Source organism: Acinetobacter terrestris, assembly GCF_004331155.1.
GTDB lineage: Bacteria > Pseudomonadota > Gammaproteobacteria > Pseudomonadales > Moraxellaceae > Acinetobacter > Acinetobacter terrestris.
The window spans coordinates 1-25,963 of sequence record NZ_SJNZ01000030.1 but is presented as its reverse complement, the minus strand read 5'-3'; the positions used below and the strand labels follow the sequence as shown (position 1 = coordinate 25,963).

25 protein-coding genes are annotated in these 25,963 nt (G+C 36.6%); 16 read left to right on the top strand and 9 right to left on the bottom strand.

The genetic code is table 11. The features are described 5' to 3' along the window. Positions 1-32: 32 nt before the first annotated feature. The 8 genes from E0H81_RS13890 to E0H81_RS13855 form a co-directional block, all read right to left on the bottom strand. A complete protein-coding gene (locus tag E0H81_RS13890) occupies positions 33-1,106 on the bottom strand; it encodes a relaxase/mobilization nuclease domain-containing protein (protein ID WP_104516576.1) in 1,074 nt (357 codons plus the stop codon). Then, complete coding sequence (locus E0H81_RS13885; RefSeq protein WP_015060290.1) at positions 1,106-1,774, bottom strand: plasmid mobilization relaxosome protein MobC; 669 nt, start codon at positions 1,772-1,774, stop codon at positions 1,106-1,108. The genes E0H81_RS13890 and E0H81_RS13885 overlap by 1 nt, the downstream gene beginning before the upstream one ends. 324 nt (positions 1,775-2,098) lie before the next feature. Further along, entirely contained in the window at positions 2,099-3,139 is a 1,041-nt protein-coding gene (locus E0H81_RS13880) for a ParB/RepB/Spo0J family partition protein (protein ID WP_131319722.1), read from the bottom strand. Between the two features lie 3 nt (positions 3,140-3,142). Beyond that, positions 3,143-3,919, bottom strand: a complete 777-nt coding sequence (locus tag E0H81_RS13875) for a ParA family protein (RefSeq protein ID WP_015060288.1) — start codon at positions 3,917-3,919, stop codon at positions 3,143-3,145. 152 nt (positions 3,920-4,071) lie between these two features. Further along, positions 4,072-4,452: a DUF6573 family protein gene (locus E0H81_RS13870; protein WP_015060287.1), complete on the bottom strand. Its 381-nt coding sequence runs from the start codon at positions 4,450-4,452 to the stop codon at positions 4,072-4,074. A 362-nt stretch (positions 4,453-4,814) separates the two neighbouring features. Beyond that, the gene (locus E0H81_RS13865; protein ID WP_131319720.1) at positions 4,815-5,129 is read right to left on the bottom strand and encodes a hypothetical protein; all 315 of its coding nucleotides are present in this window, start codon (positions 5,127-5,129) and stop codon (positions 4,815-4,817) included. Between the two features lie 89 nt (positions 5,130-5,218). Further along, a complete protein-coding gene (locus E0H81_RS13860; protein WP_131319718.1) occupies positions 5,219-5,737 on the bottom strand; it encodes a molecular chaperone DnaJ in 519 nt (172 codons plus the stop codon). Between the two features lie 914 nt (positions 5,738-6,651). Next, the gene (locus E0H81_RS13855; protein ID WP_131319716.1) at positions 6,652-7,857 is read right to left on the bottom strand and encodes a replication initiation protein; all 1,206 of its coding nucleotides are present in this window, start codon (positions 7,855-7,857) and stop codon (positions 6,652-6,654) included. Between the two features lie 1,185 nt (positions 7,858-9,042). Between E0H81_RS13855 and E0H81_RS13850 the strand changes: the two genes are divergently transcribed. Both E0H81_RS13850 and E0H81_RS13845 read left to right on the top strand, forming a co-directional pair. Then, positions 9,043-9,315: a hypothetical protein gene (locus tag E0H81_RS13850; protein WP_131319714.1), complete on the top strand. Its 273-nt coding sequence runs from the start codon at positions 9,043-9,045 to the stop codon at positions 9,313-9,315. Positions 9,316-9,326: 11 nt separating this feature from the next. Then, positions 9,327-9,647, top strand: coding sequence for a hypothetical protein (locus E0H81_RS13845; RefSeq protein ID WP_005248735.1), 321 nt, complete (start codon positions 9,327-9,329; stop codon positions 9,645-9,647). Between the two features lie 28 nt (positions 9,648-9,675). Here the strand turns inward: E0H81_RS13845 and E0H81_RS13840 are convergent, their stop codons facing one another. Then, the gene (locus E0H81_RS13840) at positions 9,676-9,924 is read right to left on the bottom strand and encodes a hypothetical protein (protein WP_131319712.1); all 249 of its coding nucleotides are present in this window, start codon (positions 9,922-9,924) and stop codon (positions 9,676-9,678) included. A gap of 533 nt (positions 9,925-10,457) precedes the next feature. Between E0H81_RS13840 and E0H81_RS13835 the strand changes: the two genes are divergently transcribed. From E0H81_RS13835 to E0H81_RS13765, 14 genes are all read left to right on the top strand, one after another. Further along, positions 10,458-10,736, top strand: a complete 279-nt coding sequence (locus tag E0H81_RS13835; RefSeq protein ID WP_005248732.1) for a hypothetical protein — start codon at positions 10,458-10,460, stop codon at positions 10,734-10,736. A 283-nt stretch (positions 10,737-11,019) separates the two neighbouring features. Then, positions 11,020-13,272 carry a type I DNA topoisomerase gene (topA, locus tag E0H81_RS13825; RefSeq protein WP_131319710.1) on the top strand — a complete coding sequence of 751 codons (2,253 nt, stop codon included), beginning with the start codon at positions 11,020-11,022 and terminating at the stop codon, positions 13,270-13,272. Continuing rightward, positions 13,272-13,949, top strand: a complete 678-nt coding sequence (locus E0H81_RS13820) for a lytic transglycosylase domain-containing protein (RefSeq protein WP_131319708.1) — start codon at positions 13,272-13,274, stop codon at positions 13,947-13,949. The genes topA and E0H81_RS13820 overlap by 1 nt, the downstream gene beginning before the upstream one ends. A gap of 134 nt (positions 13,950-14,083) precedes the next feature. Continuing rightward, positions 14,084-14,389: a TrbC/VirB2 family protein gene (locus E0H81_RS13815; protein ID WP_004644768.1), complete on the top strand. Its 306-nt coding sequence runs from the start codon at positions 14,084-14,086 to the stop codon at positions 14,387-14,389. Then, positions 14,389-14,715 carry a VirB3 family type IV secretion system protein gene (locus tag E0H81_RS13810; RefSeq protein WP_005407440.1) on the top strand — a complete coding sequence of 109 codons (327 nt, stop codon included), beginning with the start codon at positions 14,389-14,391 and terminating at the stop codon, positions 14,713-14,715. The genes E0H81_RS13815 and E0H81_RS13810 overlap by 1 nt, the downstream gene beginning before the upstream one ends. A 7-nt stretch (positions 14,716-14,722) precedes the next feature. Next, the gene (locus tag E0H81_RS13805; RefSeq protein WP_131319706.1) at positions 14,723-17,185 is read left to right on the top strand and encodes a VirB4 family type IV secretion/conjugal transfer ATPase; all 2,463 of its coding nucleotides are present in this window, start codon (positions 14,723-14,725) and stop codon (positions 17,183-17,185) included. Between the two features lie 2 nt (positions 17,186-17,187). Further along, positions 17,188-17,487 carry a hypothetical protein gene (locus E0H81_RS13800; RefSeq protein WP_015060281.1) on the top strand — a complete coding sequence of 100 codons (300 nt, stop codon included), beginning with the start codon at positions 17,188-17,190 and terminating at the stop codon, positions 17,485-17,487. Positions 17,488-17,510: 23 nt separating this feature from the next. Then, a complete protein-coding gene (locus tag E0H81_RS13795) occupies positions 17,511-18,536 on the top strand; it encodes a TrbL/VirB6 family protein (RefSeq protein ID WP_004644765.1) in 1,026 nt (341 codons plus the stop codon). 11 nt (positions 18,537-18,547) lie between these two features. Continuing rightward, positions 18,548-19,249, top strand: coding sequence for a P-type DNA transfer protein VirB5 (gene virB5, locus E0H81_RS13790; RefSeq protein WP_004644764.1), 702 nt, complete (start codon positions 18,548-18,550; stop codon positions 19,247-19,249). Between the two features lie 162 nt (positions 19,250-19,411). Then, the gene (locus tag E0H81_RS13785; RefSeq protein ID WP_004644763.1) at positions 19,412-20,227 is read left to right on the top strand and encodes a VirB8 family type IV secretion system protein; all 816 of its coding nucleotides are present in this window, start codon (positions 19,412-19,414) and stop codon (positions 20,225-20,227) included. A gap of 11 nt (positions 20,228-20,238) precedes the next feature. Continuing rightward, positions 20,239-21,132 (top strand): TrbG/VirB9 family P-type conjugative transfer protein, encoded by an 894-nt coding sequence (locus E0H81_RS13780; protein WP_131319704.1) that lies wholly within the window; start codon positions 20,239-20,241, stop codon positions 21,130-21,132. Further along, positions 21,132-22,556: a type IV secretion system protein VirB10 gene (virB10, locus tag E0H81_RS13775; RefSeq protein ID WP_131319702.1), complete on the top strand. Its 1,425-nt coding sequence runs from the start codon at positions 21,132-21,134 to the stop codon at positions 22,554-22,556. The genes E0H81_RS13780 and virB10 overlap by 1 nt, the downstream gene beginning before the upstream one ends. Further along, on the top strand, positions 22,537-23,649 hold the full coding sequence (gene virB11 / locus E0H81_RS13770; protein ID WP_131319699.1) for a P-type DNA transfer ATPase VirB11: 1,113 nt from the start codon (positions 22,537-22,539) through the stop codon (positions 23,647-23,649). Before virB10 ends, virB11 begins: the two co-directional genes overlap by 20 nt. Beyond that, a partial coding sequence (locus E0H81_RS13765) for a type IV secretory system conjugative DNA transfer family protein (RefSeq protein ID WP_244926544.1) occupies positions 23,646-25,963 on the top strand: 2,318 nt, incomplete at its 3' end. The genes virB11 and E0H81_RS13765, both read left to right, overlap by 4 nt.

The following is a 25,963-nucleotide window of genomic DNA, read 5'->3' as shown; positions in this document are numbered from 1 at the left end:
ACAGTATTGCGCCTTATCCTTCCCTTATATTATTAACGGTCTTGCTCTTTCCCCTTGTTCTTTCCGTGTTGAAGATCTAGCTTATTAGGTTGAATCTGTGGCTGTGGCGTTGGTTTTTTCACTTCTACCTGTTTCCGTAAATAGTCCACTAGATCAACTGCTAGTTTTCTATCTTGCGGATCTGGTGACTGTGATAGAGCTTTAGTAATTTCCTTGTAATGCGTCAATGCTTCTTTTTCTTGCTGTTTAGCTTTCTGGACACGTTCTGGACTTGCCTTATTTTTACCATATCGCTTAAACGATTTGCCCTGCTCTTTCATTTGTTTAACTGACTGCTTATCACTTCTATTTTTTTGAAGCCTAGCTATACGTTTTGTCGCATTCGCTTCAATCCCTCTGGATCTTAATTTTTCAGCAAAACTTTCTCGCCATTCCTGAAGATCAGCCTTCCTGATATTTAACCGATCACCTTTTTCAGAAACAGCTTTAACAACAACATGCACATGCGGGTTTTCACTTGGATCTTTTGAAGGGTCATTGGTAAAGGTATGCTGCACCATCATATATTTATGGTCTTTAAAATGTTCCTCTGCAAATTCTTTTGCAGCATCATAAACGCCTTTTTCATCCGTACCTTTCGGCATAGATAACACAATATTAAAAGCCTGCTTATATTTAGATTCTTCATCAGAAATAGGTGTACCTGACATTTGCCAATCTTCAGCAGTATCTTCTATATCATCCTTACCATTAACTTTATTTCCGTCCTGATCAATTCCCTCTAATTGCCCATTCCGTGTGATATATCCCATGTGGGCTTTCACCTTCCCCATAGAATTACCTCCACCAGTAACCTTGACCATTACTTCAGGGGTCTTTTTACTGATTCTATTTAAAGTTGCCTTAACGCTATTTGGAGATGATTTAGGGGCTGATTTAGCTGAATGGCCAGATCCATTTTTAGGCTTAGACAGATCATTTAAAAAAGTATCTAAACTTTGGGTCTGATTAACACGCTTAACTTTAGATCCGTTAAGTAGCTGCTCACCATGAGCAAGCAAAGTGCTTTGCACTTCTCTGGTAGTCTTACTGCTTCCGTTAGCCATTATTCCCACCTCTTTTTATTGCGCTCTAATAGAGTGAAAACATGCCTAACTTGAGCTTTTACTAGCTGATGTACTCGCTCGACAAATTCTCTATCGTAAGATTCATAAATACCCTGATTCATATTCTTAGCCATTTGGTTTAGGTTTCTACCAATCGCCAAAAGCTGACTATTTGATTCGCCAAGTTTAAGAGCTTCTTCCTGGCTAAAGAATATTGAATCTTTTGTGACATTAGCTGTTAAAACCGAAATGATATATTGATTCGGTTTCATGCCGATCTGTGCTGCTTTCTCATTAATGGCTTTCATCAAACTTGGTTTAAGCCTTAATTCTTTGCGTGATGTTTTTTCAAATACATCTATAACGTCTTGCGTTTTTTCTATTTCAGATAACTTTTCCTTGATCATTTTTTTGATCAAGTCGTCTGGATCTACTTCTTCAAACTTAGCTAACTGATAGATTTTTTCGGTTAAGTCCTTTTCCAGATTCAATGAAAAATCTTGTCCTGAATAATTAGGATCATTTTCTTTTTTATAGGCGTTTTCTAAAGCCTTCTGGAAAGGCTCACCTTTCTTGATTCCTTGCTTCTCACACTTAGCTTGCCACCAATCATAAACGGCATTGCTAACCCTAAATTTTAAAACTTGATCCAAGTTTGATTTCGTCATGATTCCAGTACCTTTATCGAAACTAATATTTTCGATAGCTATTCTGAAAGAATAGTATAACCTTTATTTGTGACACAAATTAAGGTTTTTAACGGCTGCTGCCTATCCTGCCCTAGATTATATACCTTCTTTTTTCCCTCTTTTCTCCTTAGTCATGACTAAGGGTAATCTAGCTAGGTGGTCGGGATAACCCGCCCTAGATTATATACCTTCTTTTTTCCCTCTTTTCTCCTTAGTCATGACTAAGGGTAATCTAGCTAGGTGGTCGGGATAACCCGCCCAAAAAAAACCTTGCATAAGCAAGGTCTTTTTCCATTGATAGGTTTAGGCTTCTTGTAAATACTCGATTTCAAGTCTGCTGCAATCTACAGATACCTCTGTTCCATCTTCGTATTTGATCCATGCAAAACCTAAAGAAGTAGGCTTTTTATTTAGCATCAGGTTCGCTTGTCGGCCGTCATGAATAACAACTAAAAGCGGTTTTTTGATTTTGTCTGGATCTTCTTCTTTAGCTTCTGGCTGCTCTTTCTGATTCGATTGATCCATCAGTTTTTTAACTTCTGGTTCTTCTGGTTCTTCTGTCGCTTCAGCTTGATCATCCCCCTCAAAATTGAAAGATTCATTATCATCAATAATGGCGGTTTGCTCTTGGCTTTCTTGCGCCTGTGGTTCTTGATCTACTTCAGTCGCTTCAGCTTGCTTAGGTTCTTTTAACTTTTTAGATAAAGCCTGAACTCTAGATCTGATAATGTCCTGACCATTCTCTAAAGATTCATCCACCCAAGCGTTTACTTCTTCAGGGAAGGATTCCCAAAGTTTGCGTAAGTCATACAAAGTCTTTGGAGATTTAAAACCTGCATCATAAGCCTTAGATAAGCATTCTGGCATATCTACTAAAGCTAAGTGAGTAGAAATGAAAACAGGATCTTCATTTAACTTTTTAGCGATTACGTTTTTCTTCTCACCTTGCTTAATTTTCTTTTGGATGAAAAGTGCAAGCTCAATAGGTGAATGGTTAAGGCGTTCTTTATTCTCCATGACTTGATCATAATCATCATGATCATTATCAACAAAAGCAGGGATAGTTTCCTTGCCAGCCATCACTGAAGCTCTAAAACGTCTAGCTCCATAATTGATGATCCACTTGCCTTGTTCTGTTGGGTGGGGTTTAACACTAATTGGTGTTTTAACTCCACGAGCCTTGATTGATTCGACCATTTTTTGCATCTGATCTTCTGGAAACTCAACACGCGGCTGATCTGGATCTTCAAGAATATCTGTAAGTGGAATCTGTTTAGGTGTTCCGTCTGCTACTGGTGCAGAATTACCTAGATCAATACCTTCCAAAGCTGATAAATCTAACATTCCTTAAATCTCCATAAACTTGTTAATGCTTTCAAAAACTGTTTTTAATTCAGCCCATGCGGTAAAACCGCTAGTTTTACCCAATTTATTTGTAGGTATGCCTTGCGCTTGCGCTTCAGCGATTGCAGTCGTTTTTTTAACGAAGGCATAGCTACCGTCTGAGTTTTTGATCAGGTACTTTGAAAAATGCTGAACAATAGCTTTTAGGTTGTCTTTCTGAAATGGAGTTGGTTCAACAATATTCGGAAGGATGCCGATTAATTTTAAATTTGGGTTTAGCTTTTGATTAATCGCTTGGATCTGCTTGAGTAATCCACCGATGCCGTCAATAGCTTCCTGATTCAATTGAATTGGACTTAAAACATAGTCACTAACAATTAATGAAGCTACTTGGCGAATGTCGGGATTTGGATTGGTATCAATCAGGCAAACATCAAATAAAGAATCAACTGATTTTAAAAACTTCTGGTAATTGGTGGCAAAGTTGTTATGCAAAGTGCCATTTTTTTCAATAGCTGTTAATTCTGGTGTTGCTTGTACCAAAGTAAAGGCTTCAGGGTTTGAAATAGTTTGATCTTCTTTGGTCAGCATGTCGAATGCAGATACATTAGCTACAGTCACAGCCCCGCCAGTAATCAATGCTTTTGTAGTGTTCTTCTGGTGGTCTAGATCAATGACTAATACACGCAAGCCCAAAGAATTTAAATAGTGTGCATACTGGCAAATGATTGCAGATTTACCCACACCGCCCTTTTGATTTGAAGCAACAACTTTTTTCATATTTCACCTAGTTTAATGGCTTATTAAGGGTCGCCCTATTGCGTCCTTATGCTGTATATTCTAACGTCCACCTGTGGACATTGCAAGCATTTTCTTAGTCATGACTAAGTTTTTTATCATAAAAAAATCCTCCCATAAAGGGAGGACGTAAATTAAAAATCTTCAGGATAACCGATTGTTATGACTGGCTCTCCTTGATCTCCACCATGAACGTGCAATTCTAAAATATGATTTCTCTTGCGACCTGCGCCTGTGATAATCACAGTAAAACGTACCGCACTAGGGCTTAGGTGTGTCTTATATGCTCGGCTCATCCATAAAATGTCATGAATAACACCCTCTAAGTCATTAAGCCATTTTTCATTTTTTACCGCCTTATCAACTACCGCCCAAAGCGCAGAAGTGAAACAGATAGGATGCTTATAATGTTCTTTTGCCAGTCCATCTAATTTAGAACTAAGAGAATTGATTGCAACTAAAAAACCATCTTCAATGGCTTGCTGACGTGTGTAAACTGAAATGTATTGTTCCATGATTTTTAACCTGTTTTATTTCAGGTCGCCCGATGCGTCCTGATAAAATCATTATATCAGTCCACCTGTGGACATTCAAGCAAAAACTTAGTCATGACTAATTTTTTATAGGGAAAATTGAGTAGAAAAATATCCGTTTTAATACCTGGCTAAACCGCTTTTCAGATGCTCTTATTTGCGATTCTTAGTCTGCTGACAGCCTTTTTTATATATGAAGCTAGATTATCCAAGCACCGACCTAAACAGGCCAAAATAAGCGTATATAAAGCAGAACAGATAGACAATTTTTTATGTTTTTTAGACAAGCTAAAAACCAAAAAAATCGCCCGCAATAAAAAACCTCCCATTATGGGAGGTTTACCTTAAACAGCTAAGTTATAAGTGATTCTATAATCTTCAAAATAACCGTTTTCATTGTCGCCCCTTCTGATTCTTTCAATATGAGTAACATTGTGGGCTACTCGGCAATTAATCATGATTTTTTCAATTTCTTGGAATAGTGTTTTTTCATCAAAGATTGGAAACCAGATATTATAGTTAGATCCAGTTAAAACCTCATGACCGCAAAAATGAACCAGTTTACCTGTAGGATAGTTTGTAAATATTGCTACTACTGAAGCTCGCATAATTAATACCTGTTTTATTTCAGGTCGCCCGATGCGTCCTGATAAAATCATTATACCAGTCCACCTGTGGACATTCAAGCAAAACTTAGTCATGACTAAGAAAATTGATAAAAAAAAGCCCCCTTTCGGGGACTTATTCATTAAGCGGTTAAAAGTTGTCTTTCTTCTGCCTTTCTGGTTTTTTTAACTTTCTGGCTGCCGTGTAACTCTCGCATTTGATCTAAAGTCATTCTGCCTCGACCATTTGATTTTTTACCAATGAAAACCCATTTACATTGCACTCGATTCCAGACAAAACCCGCTTCTTTTAATTTGTCTTTGTGCTGCTTAGTATCACCAGAAACCCAAACCCAAACACCAATAATTTCAATATCTAAATCATCCAGATTAATAATGGCATCAATAGCCTGTTTTACTTTTTTCTCAACTTCAGAATGTTCTGAACGGCTTGACCAGAAACCACGCCCATTTTCGGAACTATCTTGATACTGATCTTTTGAAGCTTCATTAATAATGCGATTTAAAAGCTGTTCATACTCGCTGTTAATCTCCTGCATAACTTCGGTTTTACCGCCACGATCAGGATGATTTTTAAAAGCTAATTTTTTGTACTGAAGTTTTAACTCGTCTAATGATGTAACTGATGAAAAATGTTTCATGTTTAAATACCTGTTTAATTTCAGGTCGCCCGATGCGTCCTGATAAAATCATTATATCAGTCCACCTGTGGACATTCAAGCAAAAAATTAGTCATGACTAATTTTTTTAAATAATATAAATTTATAGAAAATAGTTAGTTAGGTATTCTGTTTGGTCTGCTTTTCTAATGCTTATATTTGCGTTTCTTTGGCTGCTGATAGCCTTTTTTCACCCTACGTCTAGCTACCCCACATTAAACCCACAAACACGCCAAAATGAGCTTAAAACAAACAAGATGAACAATCGTTTTCCCTTAGTCATGACTAAGAATTAAAACAATGTTTAGTTAAGATCCCTAGAAGGTATATCAGAGCAAAGTGTCTACTTTGCGAACTGACGCAATCAGTTAAATTTTCCTTTCCCTGATTACCGTTGCAAGGGGCAAGCGAAGCCGACAAAATCTGTGATTTTGTCGAGCTGACCGCAGCACCGCAACTGCTCCCATTTGATCTAAAACGAGATACCTAAAGCCAGCCCGCATGGGTGGCGACCAGATAGCATAGAAAACTAAAAAATGTAGGAGGTAACTAAGACAAAAACTAAATACTTAAAAACTAATTAGCTAGATTTATTGGCAAAATATTACAGGTTTGGCCAAATCCTGGGAAATATTAAGTTATTGTTTTTATTATATGGGTGTAAATTGAAATTCTAAAAAAATGGCAAAATATTCCACTTAGGCTAAACATACACTTTTAGTCATGACTAAGGTATCAATTAGCTAATTATTAAATTTTACTATTTGGATGCGAATAGAAAAGATACTTTTTATATAGATTAATAAGAATTTTTGAAGGTTTTAAATTGAACCACCATATTGTCTTAAATTAGCGAAGTCTGTTTAAGACAATATGGTGGGTATGCTTTTTAGATATTAATCCTGATCGTCCGTGTCCTGATCGTTCTTCTTATCATTATTGCTATTGGTAATAATCCCTCGTTTTGCCTGTAACCAGAAGTAATAATCCATATCTATCGGCTTATGAGCATTAAGCTTATCTAACTTTTCAGTTAATAGAGTTCTCATGATTACCTTAGAAGTATCCTCATCTAAATTACCTAAGAAATATCCGTAATCCAGTAAAAATTCTTTGCAATTTACTAAGGTGCTGATTTGTTTTGGAGATACCTTTACTGGTGGTTTGAAATGCTTAATACGATCAGGTGCTTTAAAGTGTGATCCATCATCACTAAATGGAATTGCAGCAGCCAGATAGCCCTTTTTCATTTTATCTATAAATTTGATGTGTCCTTGCTCTTTATATTCAGTTTTCAAGCTAAAAATAAACTTAATAGCAATTACTTCCTTTCCGTTTTTTACGTTCTCAAAACTGACATTAATATTGCTAAGTTCGTTAATTTCATCCTGAGCCACATTCAAAACACGGCTTTTAAAATTGGCCAACTCTTTATATTTATCCTCACATTCAAGCATCCATCTTAATTCTTCCAGATCAATAGTGACCTCTGATGTACGCCACATATAGCTCATTAAGATCCGATATAAACGAAGGGAATAGCTCGAATTAAATAAGATAATATGCTTCAGTTCATGGCTACTAAATGACTTAGTTTTTTCATCTACTTTCTTAACTAGATCATAGAAATACTCAAAAAATTCTTTTGCGAATCTAACCTTAATACATTTAGTTGCTTTGTCATAATGGCAATAAGTCATCATTGGAACTTTAGCAGGTTCGTCAGATTCCCCATCTTTAACCAACATAGTTGGGTTATCAAATTTTGTATAAATACGTTTTAAAGCAGTTTCAGCATTTCTCTGAATTTCACGTTTATCTGTTGCTGTAAGCACTTCCTTTCTGGCCATTGGGGAAGTCAATTCTCCAAAGTTTTCGCTGCTCACATAAATGAAGTCGTCATGAGTAATTGATGTATTATTTTTAAGCTCATTCTTTCTCACGATGATCATTGCACAGTACATAAGCTTCTCAAGATTGAGATCAATGCTATATCTGGCAGTAGGAAAATCATTGCGGGTCACAACTAAATCGGTCAATTTTGCCCTTGTATTAGATTGTGTATAGTCCTCTAAGCCTTGTGAGCCAATAATTTTCTGCATTTTTTTGTAAATCCGCTATCTCTTTTAAAATCATTATAACTATACAAGTATATTTATCAAGTATAGTTATTAAGTGGGTTTATAAATTATTGTTTCCAAAGAATATATTTATTAAAAATCAGTAAAATTACTTTATACCCCTGTAGTAGTATAAGAAAAATAAATGTTTTTCCTTTTTAAATATTTTGTTTTATTTCAATTAGTTACATTGCGACAAAACGTATGGCTATTTTTAACACAAAAACTAGATAAAAAATATTCAATTTTGAATATTTATAACTAATACATATATATCAATAACTTACGCTGCGACAAAACGTATAGTTATGATTTTAAGCCTATACAAATATCTTTTTTAGCACCAAAAAATAAAAATCGTTCTTTAATGTAATTCTTTAAACAAAACAATAACTTACTAAATTATCAAGAATCTAGTTAATTCCTGAAAAATATATATAATCGTATCCAGTACGCATAATCGCAGGTTTGCGACAAAACGTATAGTTATGCGGGGAAGTTGCGACAAAACGTATAGTTTTGAGAGTGCAGCATAGATTAAGGCTAAAAAATACGCAAAAATATAATAAGTTAGAGTTAAATACCTAATTAATTACTGATTTTTAAGAATAATTTAGCCATTTTTTGTATGCTGATGATAAGTCTGTGGATTATTTGCGACAAAACGTATAGGTATGTGACAAAACGTATAGTTATAGCGACAAAACGTATAGTTGTAGCGACAAAACGTATAGTTATAGCGACAAAACGTATAGTTATAGCGACAAAACGTATAGTTATAGGCTTGTAAACTTTTGTTTTACAAAAAGAAATTAAGGCTCTTAAACTGTTCTAAACACTCCTAAACTCTATTTAAACTCTTTTTAAACCTAATCTAGTTTTTTTTAAAAAGTTTTTAGAAATGTTTAGAAGATTATTAAAGTGATATTTACATGATAAAAAGGGAAGGGATCTAAAAAAATATGAGTTTTGATATATACAAACTTTTTACAAAAGTTTTAAATATTTCATTAATGTTTTAAACTTTTTGATATATATTAAAAGTGTTTAAAAATAATTGATGTTTTTGTGTCTTTTACACACAGTTACACTTCAGTTACATTTTTAAATTAATTATATTTTGTAAGAATCCGCACTTCACTTTTAAAAACTAGGGATCTTGCAGAAATGGCTTTAACGATGAATGACTTGAAAACAGTCGATGACTTCAACGCCAATAACTATGGTGTTGAAATTGGTATGAATGAACAGTTTCAATATTTTGTTACTGTTAAAGTAAATGATGTTGATCACGTCATTCATACCGCATCAGGAAAAATTCGATTCACACGGAATTTACCCTTTTTGATTCAAGAGATTTGTTCAATGTGCAGCAATGCCAAAGCAATATCTCTAAACTTTGAAGGCAAGTTATTCGTACTGGAAAACTCATCTACATAGAGTGACTATTTGTGTATAAAAAATTTATTTTAGGTTTAACTTTAGCTAGTGCATCTGCCTTAGTTGCAGCTAAAGATGAAAATTATGGCTGTCGCGCTTTTATGTGCTTTGCTGGCGGTCTTAATGTTTCTGAATGTCAGTCTACAATTAGTGACGTAAAAAAAGATCTGGCTAAAGGAAAAGGCTTTCCTCACTGTTCATTCGTCAGTAGTAATCAAGACGGATCTGTTGGAGGTGGAGAAGGGCAACCTAAAATTTCATCCTATACACATAACAAAAGAGTCTATCTTTATGTAGATGACAAGTTAGTCACTACAGTTAAAAAGTCCTGAGTTTTTGCAAGAAAAAAGCCTGATTAAATCAGGCTTTTTTTTCTTGTAATTGTTTATAGAAAATTCTTAAAACTTCTTTGACTGCTACACTTTTTCCTTGCTTTTCCCCACCATAAATATCTTTTAAGTATTCCAAGGCTTCCAGTGCTTCAACATCTTCAGGAACATCCATATTGAAATAAACTGAAAGTGGAGTTTTGATAGTAGGCTTCTTTCTATATCTTTTTCTGCGATCTAGTACCTTTTCTTCTGTTTTTGTTTTTGTTTCTTCAGTCATAACTTATCCTATTCAATAAATGTCCACAGGTGGATATTAAGTCATTTTCAAATAATTTACTACTTATATCTGGTCGCCTTTTATGAGGAATAGCCTTGCAATAGTATGTTTTAAGGTGAGGTTATAACCCTTTTAATAACCTCATACTATGTACTATTTAAATCCCGCTACTAAATCAAATGGGAGCAGTTTATTTTCTACGGTCGCCATTTAAAAAGCACAGCTTTTTAAAGCTCACTTGAAAATCAACGGTAATCAGGGAAGGGAAAATTTAACTTATTACGTCAGTTCGCAAAGTAGACACTTTGCTCTGATATATCTGCTATGGATCTGGATTAGATAAGTAATATAGATGCCTTGATAAACGCTGCAGCTTGCAGCTTTTATTCAAGCATCGAGGTTTTTAGTCATGACTAAAGCAGAATTTAGCTAAAATATTTAAAATTTCTTTAAATTATTTAAAAAACTTTACCAAGATTACCTAAATTGATGATAATGCACCTTTGTTATGGGTGCTTTAAAAGGTTTTATGGATGACTGATTTTATAAATATTGATCCTGATTTTTCTATTTCTGAGGTGGTGCTAGAGGAATCTAATAAACAAGGATTTATTAAAGAGTTAATTATTAATGAATTTGAGGGTGGATTTTTTATCACAGCAAAACTGGCATGGTCAGGCCAAAAGGTTTGGACTTTAACAACAAGACGAGAAAAAGATAAAGCTAGGATCTTTAAGGATCTGACTAGGCTTAATGATTTCCTGAAAGAAAAAATTTATACAGAAGAAGTAAAAATAATAAGAATAAAGTAAAAAAACACAAAAGCCATTTCCAATATGGTATATTTTGGATTGTATTCTTTAAAGCTCTAGGATGTGATTTAAGAAAATGGCTATAAGTTTAAATAAATATGGAAATTTTTTAAAATTTTTTCTAGTTATTTCATGTGTTTATCTTGTGTGCTTCATGCCACAAGATGCACTGCTTTTAGAAATCCTTGTAGATTTCACTAAATTTCAAGTAGTTGCTTTCTTATATTCATCTTTTCTTTGTGGGCTTTCGAGTTTCCTAAATTTCACAATTTGGAAATAACCCATGAATCTTGTAATCGTTGAATCTCCTAACAAATGTTCAAAAATTGGAAGTTATTTAGGCTCTGATTTTAAAGTTGTGGCCAGTGTTGGCCATGTTCGGGATCTACCAAGAAAAGGCTTAGGTATTGATATAGCCAATGATTTTGCAATGGAATATTCATTTATTCCTGATGCCAAAGTTAATGACAGAACTTTTGACGGTGGCGAAAAACGTATTGGAAAAATAAAAGCCTTTTTGAATAAAGTAGATAAGATTTATTTAGCTACCGATCCAGACAGGGAAGGTGAAGCGATTTCATGGCATTTAAAAGAATGTTTAGGTCTGGAAGATGGTCAATTTGAACGAATAGAATTTAATGAGATTTCAGAAAAAGCTATTAGAGAAGCCATTAATAATGGGCGTGGTTTAGATTATCAGCTTGTATATGCTCAAGAAGCACGTAGGGCTTTAGATCGTCTAGTGGGCTATCTAGTTTCCCCTATTGCATCTAATCTTATGGGTCAGCCTTCATCTGCGGGGCGGGTACAATCTCCTGCTGTTTTAATCGTTGTCCTTAGAGAAATCGAAATCCAGAAATTCAAAGTTACTAACCACTTTGGCGTTAATTTGAGTTTTGATAAAGAGCCTAAAAAATGGATCTCGCAATGGGTTACAACGGAATTTGTAACTGAGGATCAGCCTTATGTTTTAGATCGTTCCCTAGCTGAAGAAGTTGCAAAAACTAAGAAAGTTAAAGTTTTAAACTGCACTGAAAAAACAGAGTATTCAAATGCTCCTTCTCCGTTCTCTACAGCCCTACTTTTACAAGCTGCTAGTGTAGCGTTAGGCTTTAGCCCTCAACAAACAACCAAAGCAGCACAGGCATTATTTGAACAAGGGGCAATTACTTACATTCGGACTGACGGCCTAAACATAGCTGATGAAAGTGTAGAAGAAATCTTTGCTTATGCTAATGAACATCAATTTTCTTTACCTGAAAAGCCTAATAAGTTTAAGGAAAAAGATGGGGCGCAAAACGCCCATGAAGCAATCCGACCTGTTCACATAACTGAAAAAGATCTAGGAAAGTCACCAGAACAAAAAGCTTTATATCAATTGATTTGGGAACGTACTATTTCAAGTCAATTGGCCAAAGCTGAATATAAAGCCGTTACTTTGGAATTACTGTCTGAAGATGGAAAATATAAGTTCCATGCTAAAAGCCGTGAGCTAATAAAAAAAGGGTGGATGGTTTTTGGTAAAGACTGCCTGAATGAAGATGAAAACGAGCCTTCAGGCGTGGTGCCAGTCTTAGAAATTGGTTCTGTAGTTGATGTTGAAAGCGGTGAAGTTATTGCAAAACAAACTAAGCCACCAAAACGCTATACAGAAGCTTCACTAATTAAAAAATTGGAAAGCTGCGGGATTGGTCGCCCTTCTACTTATTCATCAATCATGGCCAATATTCTGAATAAGGGCTTTCTGGAGGTAGAAAAGAAAGTCTTAAAACCAACTAAATTAGGGAATGATCTAATTGGTAGTCTGTTAAAAGCTAAGTTTAGCTTTCTGGATCTGCACTATTCAAAAGAGATGGAGTTGCAGCTAGATAAAATTGCATCTGGTGAAACTTCATATAATTCTGTTGTTTCTGCCTTATACACTCAACTTGCTCAAGAGCTAAGTACAGCTTCAAAACTGACAGCTATAAACGCAATACCTTGTCCAAAGTGTAAAAGCCAATTAAAAAAATTTAAGAATACTAAAACCAATCAATTTTTTTGGATTTGTAGCAATGAGGACTGTAAGCACTCGATGGATGATGACAAGAGTAAACCAGTCGAAAAAGTTATTCATTCATGCCCTAAATGTAAAACAGGTCGCTTAAATAAATTCCAAAATTCGCAAACTAAAGAATTTTTTTGGATCTGCAATGATCAGGAATGTAAGCACTCGATGAATGACAAGAAAGGTCAGCCAGTAGAGAAAATCAAATATCCTTGCCCTAAATGCTCAACGCCATTATTCAGATCCAAAAAAGAAGGTAAAGATCCGATCTGGTTCTGTCCTAATCGGGAAACAGATTGCAAAGTCTTTTTGCCTGAAGTTAATAAAAAGCCACTTCTTGAAGTCTATTCATGTCCTCAATGTGCCAGTAATTTAAGACGGATCAATGGGGCAAATGGCTATTTTTGGGGGTGTACCAACTATAAAAATGGGTGCTCCGCTACTTATCCAGATCAAAAAGGTAAGCCAAAATTTGAGGTGAAAAAGTAATGATTGATTTCGTAGTTTTGGCACAACAATGTGCGCCACAAGTTGATGTAAATATTGCGTCTGCAATTGTTAAATCTGAATCCTCATTTAATCCTTTTGCGATAGGGGTTAATCGTGCCGCAGGTCTTAAAAAACAGCCGACTAGCTATGAAGAAGCTGTATCTGTGGCCAAAAGATTAATCAGCCAGGGACGAAATATTGATGTTGGTTTTGCTCAAATTAATAGTACTAATTTCAAAAGACTAAATCTTAGTGTAGAGCAAGTTTTTGATCCCTGCACTAATCTAAGCGCAATGCAATTTATCTTTAACGACTGCCGAAATAGGGCAAAAGGCAAAGATATTTATAAAGCTATGTCTTGCTATAACACTGGCAACCATTCATCAGGATTTAGAAATGGGTATGTAGCGAAAGTATCAAGAAATTTGAATTATTTAGCTAATGGTTCACTCAATACCATGCCTGTAAAATTCAATCCTCCTTCACCTCCTATGAATAGCTCGGAACAGCTTGCATATTTTGCTACTAATGCAGATATGCCTAACTCCAGTGGATATACCGAAAATAAAGAACTTCAAAGCCTTCCAGTAGTGGAGAAACGGCCTTCATTTTTCTTAACTAACGGCACAGATTTTAAAGAAAAAGAAAAAAGTTTAAAATCTTCTATGATATTTTAAAATATTTTCAAAAAGTTTAAAACTTAGTATGATATATTAAATATCCAGTACCAATGAACAATATTTGATTTTCCAAAAATATTGTTCTTGGTACTTACTGCGCTAGGTCTTAATTGCTTCACTTGGAGAAAATAATGAAAGCAAATCAAACGCAAATAACAACGACTAAAACGACTGGTATCAAAGCAAGCGTATTGATGTTGTTCATGACGTTAATCTCAAGCCCTGCTTTTGCTCAAATCTCAAAAGTTAATACGGTTATGGCTAATGTTCAGTCAGTCTTAGCGGGTGTGGCTGTAACTGTATTTACCATCACTATCATGTGGGCTGGCTTTAAATTGGCTTGGCAACAAGCAAAGTGGTCAGACATTTCTAACATCGTTATTGGGGGAATTTTGGTAGGTGGTGCTGCGGGTATCGCTGCTTGGCTGATTAACTAATGTCGAATTTTTCTGATCCAATTTTCAGGGGTTGCACTCGTCCTGCCATGCTTTTTGGCGTTCCAATGTTGCCTTTTTTGTTGGTGACGGGGGTAGCAATTCTTTTAGCGGGTTGGTCTTTTTATCTACTCAGTGCCTATGTGACTTTATTTATAGCAGCTATTTATGTGCCTATTTACTTCTGGATGCGGGCAATAACAAAAGTAGATGACCAACGATTAAAGCAAGTATTGATGCGGTGGCGCATAAGAGGGAAACAGATCCAGAACCATCAGAAATGGGGAGCAATCTCATTTTCGCCACTTAAATTAAAGAAAAGGAAATAACAATATCATGCGTTCAAAACAGCAAGTTAAAGATAGCGCAAATGCTGAAGTCGCAATTTCAGACTATCTGCCGTTTGGTAATCATGTTTCCAACAATGTTATTAAGCTTAAAAATGGTGAATACATTGCTACATGGAAATTAGAAGGCATTTCGTTTGAAACAGTTGAAGCCGATATTATTAGAATCCGTAAAGAAGGATTAAATAATTTTTATCGTGCTTTAGGTGGCGGTCACTTTGCTGTTTGGACGCATAAGATTCGTAGGGGAGTTAATGAACGTCTAAATGGCGTTTATGAAAATGATTTTATTGCTGATTTTAATGAAAGATATTATCAGCAGTTTCAGGGTGAAAAGAATAAACAGATGGCTACTGAATTGTATTTAACAATTCTTTATCGTCCTGAAATTTCCAGATTAACAAAGATTTTTAAGAGTAAAGCTAGTCGTGATCCAGTAGCCCTGAAAAAGCAGATTAAGCGGGATCTGGATATTTTGGATGATGTAGCTAAACAGGTTGAAGCAAGTCTATATCACTACAATCCAGAACGTCTGGCGACCTATACCAAGAAAGGTTTTGTCTACTCCGAAATGTGTAATCTGCTTGGTTTTTTAACTAATGGAGTTTGGGAAGAAATCCCTTTAAGACAGGCTAATCTTGATCAATATATTCCAAGTAGTCGCTTGTTCTTTGGTGACAAAAATGGCTATTTACAGATTAAACATCCTGAAGCGCAAAAATATGTGGGCTTTCTGGATATTCAAGAATTTCCACGTTTATCAGAATCAGGAATGTGCAATTCCATCCTGTATGGAAACTATGAATACATTGAAACTCAAAGTTTCACGGTTTATGGCAAGCGTGATGCTGTAGATAAATTAAAAACAATTAAAGGCCAACTAAATTCTGTAGAGGACGTTTCAGATCAAGAGATTCGTGATATTGATCTGGCTATGAGTGAAGCTAATAGCGGGAATTTCCAGTTAGGCGAATATCACTATACGCTTGCGATTTTTGGCGATTCACCAAATCAAGTTGCTCTAAATGTTTCGAGTGCCAGAACTGCTTTATCAGATGAAGCAGGGTTCAAAATGGCTGTAATTGATACTGTTCCTGAATGTGCATGGTTCTCGCAATTAGCGGGTAACTTTAATATGCGTCCAAGAGAAGCATATCTCACAAGCCTAAATTTTTCTGCTTTAAGCCCTTTTCATAACTTCGCAAGAGGTAAGCGTGACGGAAATCCTTGGGGTGAAGCACTAGCTTTATTTAAAACTCCAAGTGGCCAACCATTTTACTTTAATCATCATGTCAGCCCTGATAAGCAAGATTCTACAGATGACAAGATGCCAGGTAATACGTGTGTCATTGGAACAACTGGTGTGGGGAAAACAACCCTAGTCATGGCCATGATGATGTTTGCTTGTAAGTATAAAAATCTGAAGGGTGTTTTCTTTGATAAAGATAGGGGCGCAGAAATTGGGATTAGACGGATTGGGGGTCAATACTATGCCTTAGAGCGTGGTGTACCAACTGGCTTTAATCCGTTGCAGCTACCACCGACTGAAACAAATATTCAGTTTGTAGAAAAGCTTGTAAAAATTCTGGTAAGTGGCGTTCGTAATGCTGCTGAAGATCTGGAAATCAGTCAGGCTGTTCGTACCATTATGCGTGATGATATGCCGTTAGAACTCCGCAGACTTTCAGCTTTATATATGAATCTGAAAGTAAATGGCGGGGGTGATTCGCTTCAGGATCGTTTAGCTAAATGGTGTAACACTGCTGATCATGACGGAAATTTATCTTGGGTCTTTGATAATCCATACGATACTCAAGACTTTTCTAAAGCCAAAATGCCAATCTTTGGTTATGACTACACGGAATTTTTAGATGATCCAGAAGTCCGTACACCAATCATGGCTTATCTATTACACATCACAGATTCATTGATTGATGGTAGTCCGTTTATTTATTGGATGGACGAGTTTTGGAAGCCATTAACAGATGAATATTTCAAAGATTTTGCCAAAGATAAGCAGAAAACTATTCGTAAATTGAATGGTCTAGGTGTCTTTATGACGCAATCTCCAAGTGACGTTTTAGATTCTGACATTGGTAAAACAATGGTTGAACAAAGCGTTACTCAAATCTTTTTACCTAATCCTCGTGCTGATTACGATGACTATGTAAACGGCTTTAAGGTCACTCCGCAAGAATTTGAAATTATTAAAGAGCTAGAAGAAAACTCACGCATGTTCTTAGTTAAGCAGGGTAGCCGTTCCGCACTCTGCAAAATGGATCTAGGCGAAATGCGTGACGTTTTACAGATTATTTCAGGCTCTAAGGACAATGTAGAACTTCTCGAAAATCTTATGAATGAAGTTGGTGAAGATCCTAACGATTGGGGCGAACTTTTCTTACAACGGATCGCAGAACGTAAAAAATTAATTTCAGAAAAAGGAGTTGCTTAGTCATGACTAAGTTTTTAGCACTATCTAGTTTGTTGGTTATTTCTACTTTAACAACTGCATGTTCTGATGATAAGGAACAGGTTAAGCAGTTAAAAGAAGAAGTGAAGGCTGCACAACAATTAAAACCTCAAGACTTAACTGCTGAACAGCAAGAAGAACTGAAGCAGCGCAAGGCTAGAGCATCCCAAAAGGGCAATATTCTTGATGAATATGATCCTTCTGCACCTCAAAAACCAGTAAAAGCAGAAACCAAAAAAGGATCGGGAAATATCCTCGATGGATATAACCCAGATTCAAAATAATTAAGGATTCATAGGGGATTGCAATGGCAATTATTACTACATTAGAAACAAAAATTGATTCTCTATTAGCAAGTTACGTGACAGGTGTTAGTAGTAATATCGCTTCTGCAATTGTTCCTATAGCTTTGACTGCTGCAACAATTTATATCCTGATTATTGGCTACAATATTGCGACTGGCGCACAAGAAGATTCTATTTATACCGCTTTATGGAAGTTTTTTAAGATCGCTTTTGTTGGTGGAATTGCTTTAAGTGCGGGAGTCTATCAATCCTTTGTTGTTGAAGCTATTAACGGACTAGCCATAGGTTTAATTCAGATTGTTAGTCCAGGTGGTGAATCTTCGTTAGGTGCTTTACTGGATCAAGTGAGCGTTCCGTGGGGTGATTTAATCCAAAAATTAGGTGAAGAAGCTGAATCAGCTTCTGGCGTTTTCCCTGATATTGGCTTGTATTTATCTGCTGCTGTTGTTTCTGTCGCTCAATTCCTATTGTTCTTCATTGGTACTGGCCTATATTTACTGGCAAAAATCAGTCTGCAACTTTGTTTAGGCGTTGGTCCCATATTCATTCTGTGTGCAATGTTCCCTGCTACACAAAAATATTTTGAAAGTTGGCTTTCTCAAACATTGAGCTATGTTTTCACCATAGGCTTTATCACAGCAATTATCAGTATGCTCTTTGCTTTCGTTTCAGGCATGTGTACGCAAATCGCTAATAACTTTGATGCGGGTGACATTCTTACTTCTGTAGTTTCCCTCTGTATTGTTGCGGGAACTATTGTAGTGATCATGTGGAACATTCCAACGATGGCTTCAGCCATAACAGGTGGGGCGGGTGTTCAAGGTGTCGGTCGTGCTGTAGCACAAGCAATTACTAAAGGTCGTGGTGGTAATAATTCAAAATCTGATAGTGCTTCAGCTACTCCTACTACTGGGGGAAGTGTTCAAGGGAATTCTAGCAGCTCTAATAATTCCAATAGCTCGAATACAGGAGGATCTAAGCCGTTATATCAACGACATACTCTCTCTAACCTCAAAAGAAACAAATAGGAATTTTTCTAATGAAAAAACAATTGTTAGCTTTGGGTTTAGGTTCATCTTTGTTTATTAGTGGTCAAGCCAATGCTACAGGTATTCCTGTCATTGACGGTGCTAACCTTGTTCAAGCTGTTCAAAATATGGTGGCTTGGGGTGAGCAATACAATCAGATGGTGAACCAGATCCAACAGGCAAAACAGCAATACGATTCCATTACTGGTATTCGTGGTTTCGGTGACGCTGTCAATAATCCATATCTTAAAGACGTGATTCCAAGTGACGTTGCTGACATTTATAAAGGCATCCAACAAGGCGGTGTCAATGGTATGACTTCAGCAGCTAGAAACATTCGTGATGCCACAATGGTTTATGACTGTGCTTCTAGAACTGGCCAGAACTATAAAGCCTGTCAAGCTGCATTAAATAACAATGCACAAACACAGGCTTTAAATCAGCAAGCGTTAGGCGTTGCGGATCTGCGTACTGAGCAGATTGATAATCTGCGTAAACAGATCAATAACACTACTGATGCTAAAGCTATCGCTGAGTTACAGGCTAGGATTCAAGCAGAACAGTCACAAGTTGCTAATGATGCAAACCGAATTGCTTTGATGCAGGCGCAAGCGCAAGCTCAAAAAGATGCAGCACAACAGCTTGAAATTGAAGGCCGATTAAAACGTGCTGCCCAAAAAGGCAACATTCTTGACGGCTACTCTGGTAACTAAACTTTTAAAAAAAAGCCCATTTCTTTTGAAATGGGTATTTTTTTTGCAACTTTTCATAAAATATTGAATATATAAAACCAAAATATATTATTTTGGTTTACGATTTTAATATTTTTTGGCATACTTAGAGAAATAACTCTAATAGGGGCTATCGGGTCTATCATGAACAAACTTAAAAAAGTATCTGCTGCTGAAGAAGCTAAAAGCTATGAAAAAGCTATGGATTGGGAAGCAGATCTTATTGCGATGCGGGCTAAGTCAGAACGTAAAGCTTGGACTATTGCAAAAGTAGCGGTGGGCGTGGCCGTCTTAGAAGCCATTGGATTAGTGACATTAGCTCCAATGCGCCAGACTGTACCTGTTGTTTTCACAGTAGATAAAGCTCAAGGAAATGTTGAATACGTGGGCGTTGTTGATGATCAGCAAGTAAAAGGCAAACAAGAATTAATTGATAAAAATAACATTACTCGCTATGTAACTGCCCGTGAGAGTTATTTCTATCCGTTATTACAGCCAGATTATGATTTAGTCATGACTATGAGCAGTAATCAGGTCGGTAATGACTTTGCTTCACTCTATGAAGGTGATAGCGCAAGAGATAAAAAGTACGGCAAAAAATATGAATTAAAAGTTGATGTGATTTCTGTCCAGACTAATCAGGATGAAACAGGTTTTACCGCTAGTGTCCGCTTCACTAAGACTTTGCATTCAGTCGAAGCTAATCGTGATGAACAGCCACAATATTATATTGCAAGTATTCGATATGAATATGCTCCGAACAATCTAAATAAACTGGTAGAAAAAGATCTAATTAAAAATCCATTCGGCTTTAAGGTCGTGGGCTATCGTGTCGATCCTGAATTATCTCCTAACAGACCTGTAGCGCAAGCTGCGGTTGTTGAACCTAGTCAGCAAGTCTATGTTCCGATTCAACAAGGCGGGGCTGCTGTTCAGCCACAAGCTCAACAAGGAATGTAAAGGATCATTACATGAAAAAATTAATTCTTGCTTTGGGTTTGGCTGTGCATGGGATCTCTTATGCAGCAATTACGCCTAAAGCTATGCCTACCGATTCACGTATTAGAACAATCAATTACGTTCCTAATGATGTTTATCGAATTACTGTCAAAAAAGGCACTGTAACCCGCATTGTATTAGGTGAAGGTGAAAGAATTTTAGAGCGTGGTGCTGCTACTGGATACCCTTCAGACTGTGAAAAGGATGACACCAATTGGTGTATTTTTGCGGATACTGGATCAAATTTAGTATGGGTGAAGCCAAAGGATAAGGCTACTCGGAATAACTTAGAGTTACGCACTAATAAGCGTGATTATAGTTTTGATTTTCAAGTTCTAAATAATGCCAAAGAAAAACCGATGTATCGTGTTGTCTTTAAATACCCACAAGAAGAAGAAGAAAAACGTAAACAGGAAGAAGCTCAACGCTATAACGCTTATGCAGCACAATTAAAAGAAGAAAGCCAACTTACTGAATTTTTGGTTTTACAGCATCGTTTAGCCAATGCTGCACCTATCCCTAAAAATTGGAATTATCGTCAAGCTGCAAACAGTAAAGGGAAGCATTTTGTTCCAGAAATGCTATTTGATGACGGTCGTTTTACCTATATGCGATTTAAAGGAAATACCGATATTCCAGTCGTATTTATTGAAGGTACGGAAGGGGAAGAAAAAGTTAATTTCCTTATCAGTAAAGAAGATCCAAAACTTTTGATTGTTGAAGCTCTAGCTAAAAAATTTGTTTTACGTCAAGGAAAAGGCGTAGTGAGCATTTTCAATGAATCTTATGATCCTGTCGGTGTTGCTCCTCAAGATGGCACTACTGTAGAGGGTGTTAAACGTGTCATTACTGGGGATATGAACTAATGAATATTAATGATCAAAAACCATTAGATGATCAACAAGCTCCTGATGAAGAATTCAACGAATCAGAAAATGGCATTGTGTCTGTCAATGAACGTGGGGATCAGGAAGATGGAAAAGGTAAAAAAATAGCGTTTATTGCAGTTATGGCGGTACTTTTTACTGTTATAGCGGTCTTTGCCTATAACTTCTTTTCAGATAGTAGTGATGCTGAAGAAGCAGCCCAATTAAAAGAAAATCAGATAGATCCAAGCCTAGATGCTTCAGCTAAAAGACGGGATTTTACTAATACTGATCCTGTGCCAATGGATGCAGGTCAAAATGCTCAATTTCAAAGCCTAGATGCCTGTCAGGATCAAAGTATTCCTAGACAGCTAACAGACAATAACGGCAATGCTTTAACTTATAACGGCATGTTGGTTTTTCAATGCCAAAATGGTCAGCAGATTTTAAGACAGCCTGAAGCTGCGCCAGTAGTTGAACAACAAGCAGCAAATCAACAGCCTGTATTAATTCAGCCACAGCCACAACAACAAGCTCAATATGTACCTTTAAACAATGGAAGCCGTTACGGTGGCGGGATTTTTATCAATCCCTCACAACAAGGCGGGGCGGTTGGCCAGCCGTCAAGCATGAATCATCAAGCAGCTTATAACCAAGTAACAGGCATGATGAAACAGTTTGAACAGGATCAGAATAGTAATAGCCGTTCTGGTAATTTCTCTGGATCTGGTTTGATGTCTTTAGCGCATGATGATGATGAACCTATGCAGCAGCATCAGCCACAACAAGCTACAACTAACATGGCCAATCATTCCTCTAATAAAGTCCAGGCTAGGTTTATTGGGGATCGAAATTACTTAATTGCTAAAGGTCGTGTAATCCGTTGCAACCTGTCAGTTAAAGTCGTTTCAGAAATTGGCGGTATGGCTTCATGTGTCCTTCCACAACCTGTTTATTCTGATAATGGTCGTGTAGTCCTTGCTGAAGCGGGATCTGAAGTCATTGGAGAATATAAAAGTATTGCAGCACAAGGGCAAAGACGTTTAGGTATCATCTGGTCACGCTTAAAAACTCCGCATGGTGTTATTGTCGATATTGATTCTCCCGCAGCAGACCATTTAGGAACAGGTGGTTTAAGTGGTCGAGTAGATAACCGTTGGGGGGCACGTATCGGTGCAGCGTTTATGCTTTCTTTAGTTCAAGACGCTATTGCTTACGGTATTTCTAAAGAAACAGGCGGGAACAATAGCACTCCTTATATGCTTCAAAACACTTCAGACATGGGTAAATCAATGGCTGAAACAGTGTTGAATGAAACAATCAATATCAAGCCAACAATTTATAAAAATCAGGGTGATGTAGCTTCAATTTACGTGGCCAAAGATATTGATTTCAGAGGTGTGTATGAACTCCGCGCAAAATAATGTTTTAAGCAAGGATGTAATGGTTAGACAGCTATTACTTCCATTAGAAAAATTCTTAAAAACTAAAGGGGTGACTGAAATTGCAATTAACGCACCTAACGAAGTTTGGACGGAATCTAATAAAGGATGGGAAAAGCATTCTATAAATCTGGAAATGACGCAAATAACAGCTTTAGCTAATGTTATTGCTACCTATACCAATCAACGGATTGGCCAAGAAAACCCTATATTATCTGCTCAATTGCCTGATGGAGAGCGTATTCAGATTGTTCTACCGCCAGCCATTGAAAATGGAACGGTATCAATGACAATCCGTATTCCTGACGAGTCAAACCGATCATTTCAGGAATATAAAGATCAAGGCTTTTTTGACCACTTCAGATATGGGAAATCTAAAGAGTTTGAGCAGTTTAAACCTGTATTACGTACTGAAGATATTAAGCTAGTCCAGTTTTTAGAAAACAAAGATCTTGAGGGATTTTTTAAATTCGCTGTTCAATGTAAGAAAAATATTGCAGTTGTTGGTGATACTGGTTCTGGTAAAACCACTTTCATGAAGGCAATTTGTCAGTACATTCCTAAAGATGAACGTCTTGTCACTATTGAAGATGTACGTGAACTTTTTGTTCCACATGAAAACAAGGTTCACCTACTTTATTCTAAAGGTGGTCAAGGTAAAGCTAAGGTAACTCCATCTGATCTGATCGCTAGTAATATGCGTATGAAGCCAGACCGTGTATTACTTGCTGAATTACGTGGTGGAGAAGCTTTTGACTTTCTGAAATTACTTACAACTGGTCACAGTGGATCTATTACAAGTTATCACGCTGAAAGCTGTTCACTGGCTTATGATCGCTATGTCTTTATGTGCAAAGAACATGAACAAGCAAATATCTACGATGCCACTACACTAAAGGAATTAGTTGCTTTAACCATTGATATTATTGTTCATGTTGAAGTGAAGAAAAAATACGATGATGAAAGTAATTTAATAGGTAAAGAACGCTTTATTTCTGAAATTAAATTTGATCCTGTTTCTAAAGTTAAGGCTCAATTTGGTGATGCTGAAATTATTGTCGGGGATCGAGCATGAATAAAAAGATCCTGATTCTACTCCTTGCGATTTTTCTAGCGGTCGTTGGTTTCTTTATTACTAAATATCTGGCCGGTGTTCTTTATTACTTAGCTAATAAGACCAATCCATTTCCTGAAGTGAATCTGACAACGTGGGCGTATTATTGGGATTTATATGCACACAATGTACCTGCACAAAAGAAAAAGCTGCAAGGTGCCTTGATCGCTGCACTATTTATCACTTTTGTTCTCCCTGCTTTAGTCATTGCTAGTCTGTTTAATAAAAAACAGTCGTTACATGGTGATGCCAGATTTGCCACAACAAAAGAAATTCAGAAATCTGGATTGATGGGAAATAAGGGAATTTTAGTAGGGAAATATCATAATAAATATTTAATGCTTGGCGGTCAGCAATTTGTACTTCTGGCTGCTCCGACACGAAGCGGTAAAGGTGTAGCGATTGTTATTCCTAACCTTTTAAACTATTCGGATAGTGTAGTTGTATTGGATTTAAAGCTTGAAAACTTCCTATTAACTTCTAAATTTCGTGCTAAGAATGGACAGAAAGTTTATCTATTCAGCCCATTTTCTGAAGATCTAAAATCTCACAAATGGAATCCATTTGATACCGTTAGTCATGACGAAAATTTTAGAGTAGGTGAAATTCTTGCTATTGGTCGAAGCTTCTACCCTGTGACTGGTGATGCTAAAACCGATTTCTGGAATGACAATGCTAATAACTTATTTCTTGGCCTAGCCCTATATCTATTTGAAACTGAAGATCTGCCTGTAACTATGGGCGAGGTTTTAAGACAGAGTTCAGGTAAAGGTAAGCCAATTCAGGATCATATTAGATCTATTATTGATGAAAGAGCGCAAAGTGATAAACCGCTTAGTGATACTTGCCTAGATGCTTTAAACCGCTTTTTAAGTTCACCAGACAATACGCTCGGTAACATCATTTCTACTTTTACCTCACCTTTAACGATTTTTGCGAACCCGATTGTAGACGCTGCAACTTCATCAAGTGACTTTAAACTTGAAGATGTACGCAGACAAAGAATGTCTATCTATTTTGGTGTTCAACCAAACCGTTTAGGGGATGCTAAGAACTTAATCAATTTGTTCTATTCACTCTTAATTGATGTGAATCTAAAAACACTGCCACAACAAGATTCATCTTTGAAATATCAGTGCTTAGTCGTGAATGATGAAGCAACGGCTGTTGGTAAAGTCGCGAAAATTGCAGATGCTAACTCGTTTATCGCGGGTTATAACATTCGCTTATTAACAATTATTCAATCTATTGGCCAGCTAGAGGACGTTTATAAAACCCAAACTAGGGGGCTTGTGACTAACCATGCTTTGCAAATCGTTTATCCGCCTAGAGAACAACGTGATGCCAATGAATATAGTGAAATGCTTGGCTATTTCACTTTCAAAGCAAAATCTAAAGGCCAAAGCCGTTCTATGGCATGGGGTCAAGGTGGCTCTAATTCAGAAAATGAATCAGATCAAAGACGAGCTTTACTGCTCCCTCAAGAGTTAAAAGAATTGTCGCAAGATAAAGAAATTATCTTTATGGAAAATACAAAACCTATCATGTGTGAAAAGGCTAAGTATTTTAATGACAGTGCTTTTGTGGATCGCCTAAAGTCCGTTTCTCCTAGCATGAAAGCAATTAAAGGTTTTCCAACTCAAAAGCAATTAGAAAAAATTGCTTTTGAGGATCTGGAACTTTCAATTCCTATTCCTGATTTAGACGTAAAGCTGCATAAGGCAAAAATTGAAAAACGTATAACTGAAATTACTACAGTAGAACAGGCTGAACAGATAGATATTTCTAGCTTAGTTATCCCTGAATTTAAGTTAGATAAAACAGTTTTTGAAGATCCAGAAAATCCACAACCTGAAGAATGCCTACAAGTGGTCGATCAATTCTTTGGGGCTGTTGAATGGGAAGAAGATACTGAAGCGCAAAATATTGTCGATGACTTCTTTAGCCAGGTGGAAGCTAGTGCTGAAAATCCAATAGAAAACCTAGTTGCAGTAGATGAACCAGAACAAACGGAAAACCTTATTGCAATTGATGACACCGAATTTAGTCATGACGAAATGGAAAATCTGGTTGCAGTAGATGAACCAGAACAAATGGAAAACCTTGTTGCAGCAGATGAATCAGATCCTCTGGCCATGATTGCAGAAATGGAAAATCTGGTTGCAGTCGATGAACCAGAACAAACGGAAAACCTTATTGCAGTTGATGACACTGAATTTAGTCATGACGAAATGGAAAATCTGGTTGCAGTCGATGAACCAGAACAAGCGGAAAA

Coding starts and splice junctions, on each gene's coding strand:
- E0H81_RS13890 (WP_104516576.1), bottom strand. CDS start 1,106: ATGGCTAACGGAAGCAGTAAGACTACCAGAGAAGTGCAAAGCACTTTG.
- E0H81_RS13885 (WP_015060290.1), bottom strand. CDS start 1,774: ATGACGAAATCAAACTTGGATCAAGTTTTAAAATTTAGGGTTAGCAAT.
- E0H81_RS13880 (WP_131319722.1), bottom strand. CDS start 3,139: ATGTTAGATTTATCAGCTTTGGAAGGTATTGATCTAGGTAATTCTGCA.
- E0H81_RS13875 (WP_015060288.1), bottom strand. CDS start 3,919: ATGAAAAAAGTTGTTGCTTCAAATCAAAAGGGCGGTGTGGGTAAATCT.
- E0H81_RS13870 (WP_015060287.1), bottom strand. CDS start 4,452: ATGGAACAATACATTTCAGTTTACACACGTCAGCAAGCCATTGAAGAT.
- E0H81_RS13865 (WP_131319720.1), bottom strand. CDS start 5,129: ATGATTTTATCAGGACGCATCGGGCGACCTGAAATAAAACAGGTATTA.
- E0H81_RS13860 (WP_131319718.1), bottom strand. CDS start 5,737: ATGAAACATTTTTCATCAGTTACATCATTAGACGAGTTAAAACTTCAG.
- E0H81_RS13855 (WP_131319716.1), bottom strand. CDS start 7,857: ATGCAGAAAATTATTGGCTCACAAGGCTTAGAGGACTATACACAATCT.
- E0H81_RS13850 (WP_131319714.1), top strand. CDS start 9,043: ATGGCTTTAACGATGAATGACTTGAAAACAGTCGATGACTTCAACGCC.
- E0H81_RS13840 (WP_131319712.1), bottom strand. CDS start 9,924: ATGACTGAAGAAACAAAAACAAAAACAGAAGAAAAGGTACTAGATCGC.
- E0H81_RS13835 (WP_005248732.1), top strand. CDS start 10,458: ATGACTGATTTTATAAATATTGATCCTGATTTTTCTATTTCTGAGGTG.
- topA (WP_131319710.1), top strand. CDS start 11,020: ATGAATCTTGTAATCGTTGAATCTCCTAACAAATGTTCAAAAATTGGA.
- E0H81_RS13820 (WP_131319708.1), top strand. CDS start 13,272: ATGATTGATTTCGTAGTTTTGGCACAACAATGTGCGCCACAAGTTGAT.
- E0H81_RS13815 (WP_004644768.1), top strand. CDS start 14,084: ATGAAAGCAAATCAAACGCAAATAACAACGACTAAAACGACTGGTATC.
- E0H81_RS13810 (WP_005407440.1), top strand. CDS start 14,389: ATGTCGAATTTTTCTGATCCAATTTTCAGGGGTTGCACTCGTCCTGCC.
- E0H81_RS13805 (WP_131319706.1), top strand. CDS start 14,723: ATGCGTTCAAAACAGCAAGTTAAAGATAGCGCAAATGCTGAAGTCGCA.
- E0H81_RS13800 (WP_015060281.1), top strand. CDS start 17,188: ATGACTAAGTTTTTAGCACTATCTAGTTTGTTGGTTATTTCTACTTTA.
- E0H81_RS13795 (WP_004644765.1), top strand. CDS start 17,511: ATGGCAATTATTACTACATTAGAAACAAAAATTGATTCTCTATTAGCA.
- virB5 (WP_004644764.1), top strand. CDS start 18,548: ATGAAAAAACAATTGTTAGCTTTGGGTTTAGGTTCATCTTTGTTTATT.
- E0H81_RS13785 (WP_004644763.1), top strand. CDS start 19,412: ATGAACAAACTTAAAAAAGTATCTGCTGCTGAAGAAGCTAAAAGCTAT.
- E0H81_RS13780 (WP_131319704.1), top strand. CDS start 20,239: ATGAAAAAATTAATTCTTGCTTTGGGTTTGGCTGTGCATGGGATCTCT.
- virB10 (WP_131319702.1), top strand. CDS start 21,132: ATGAATATTAATGATCAAAAACCATTAGATGATCAACAAGCTCCTGAT.
- virB11 (WP_131319699.1), top strand. CDS start 22,537: ATGAACTCCGCGCAAAATAATGTTTTAAGCAAGGATGTAATGGTTAGA.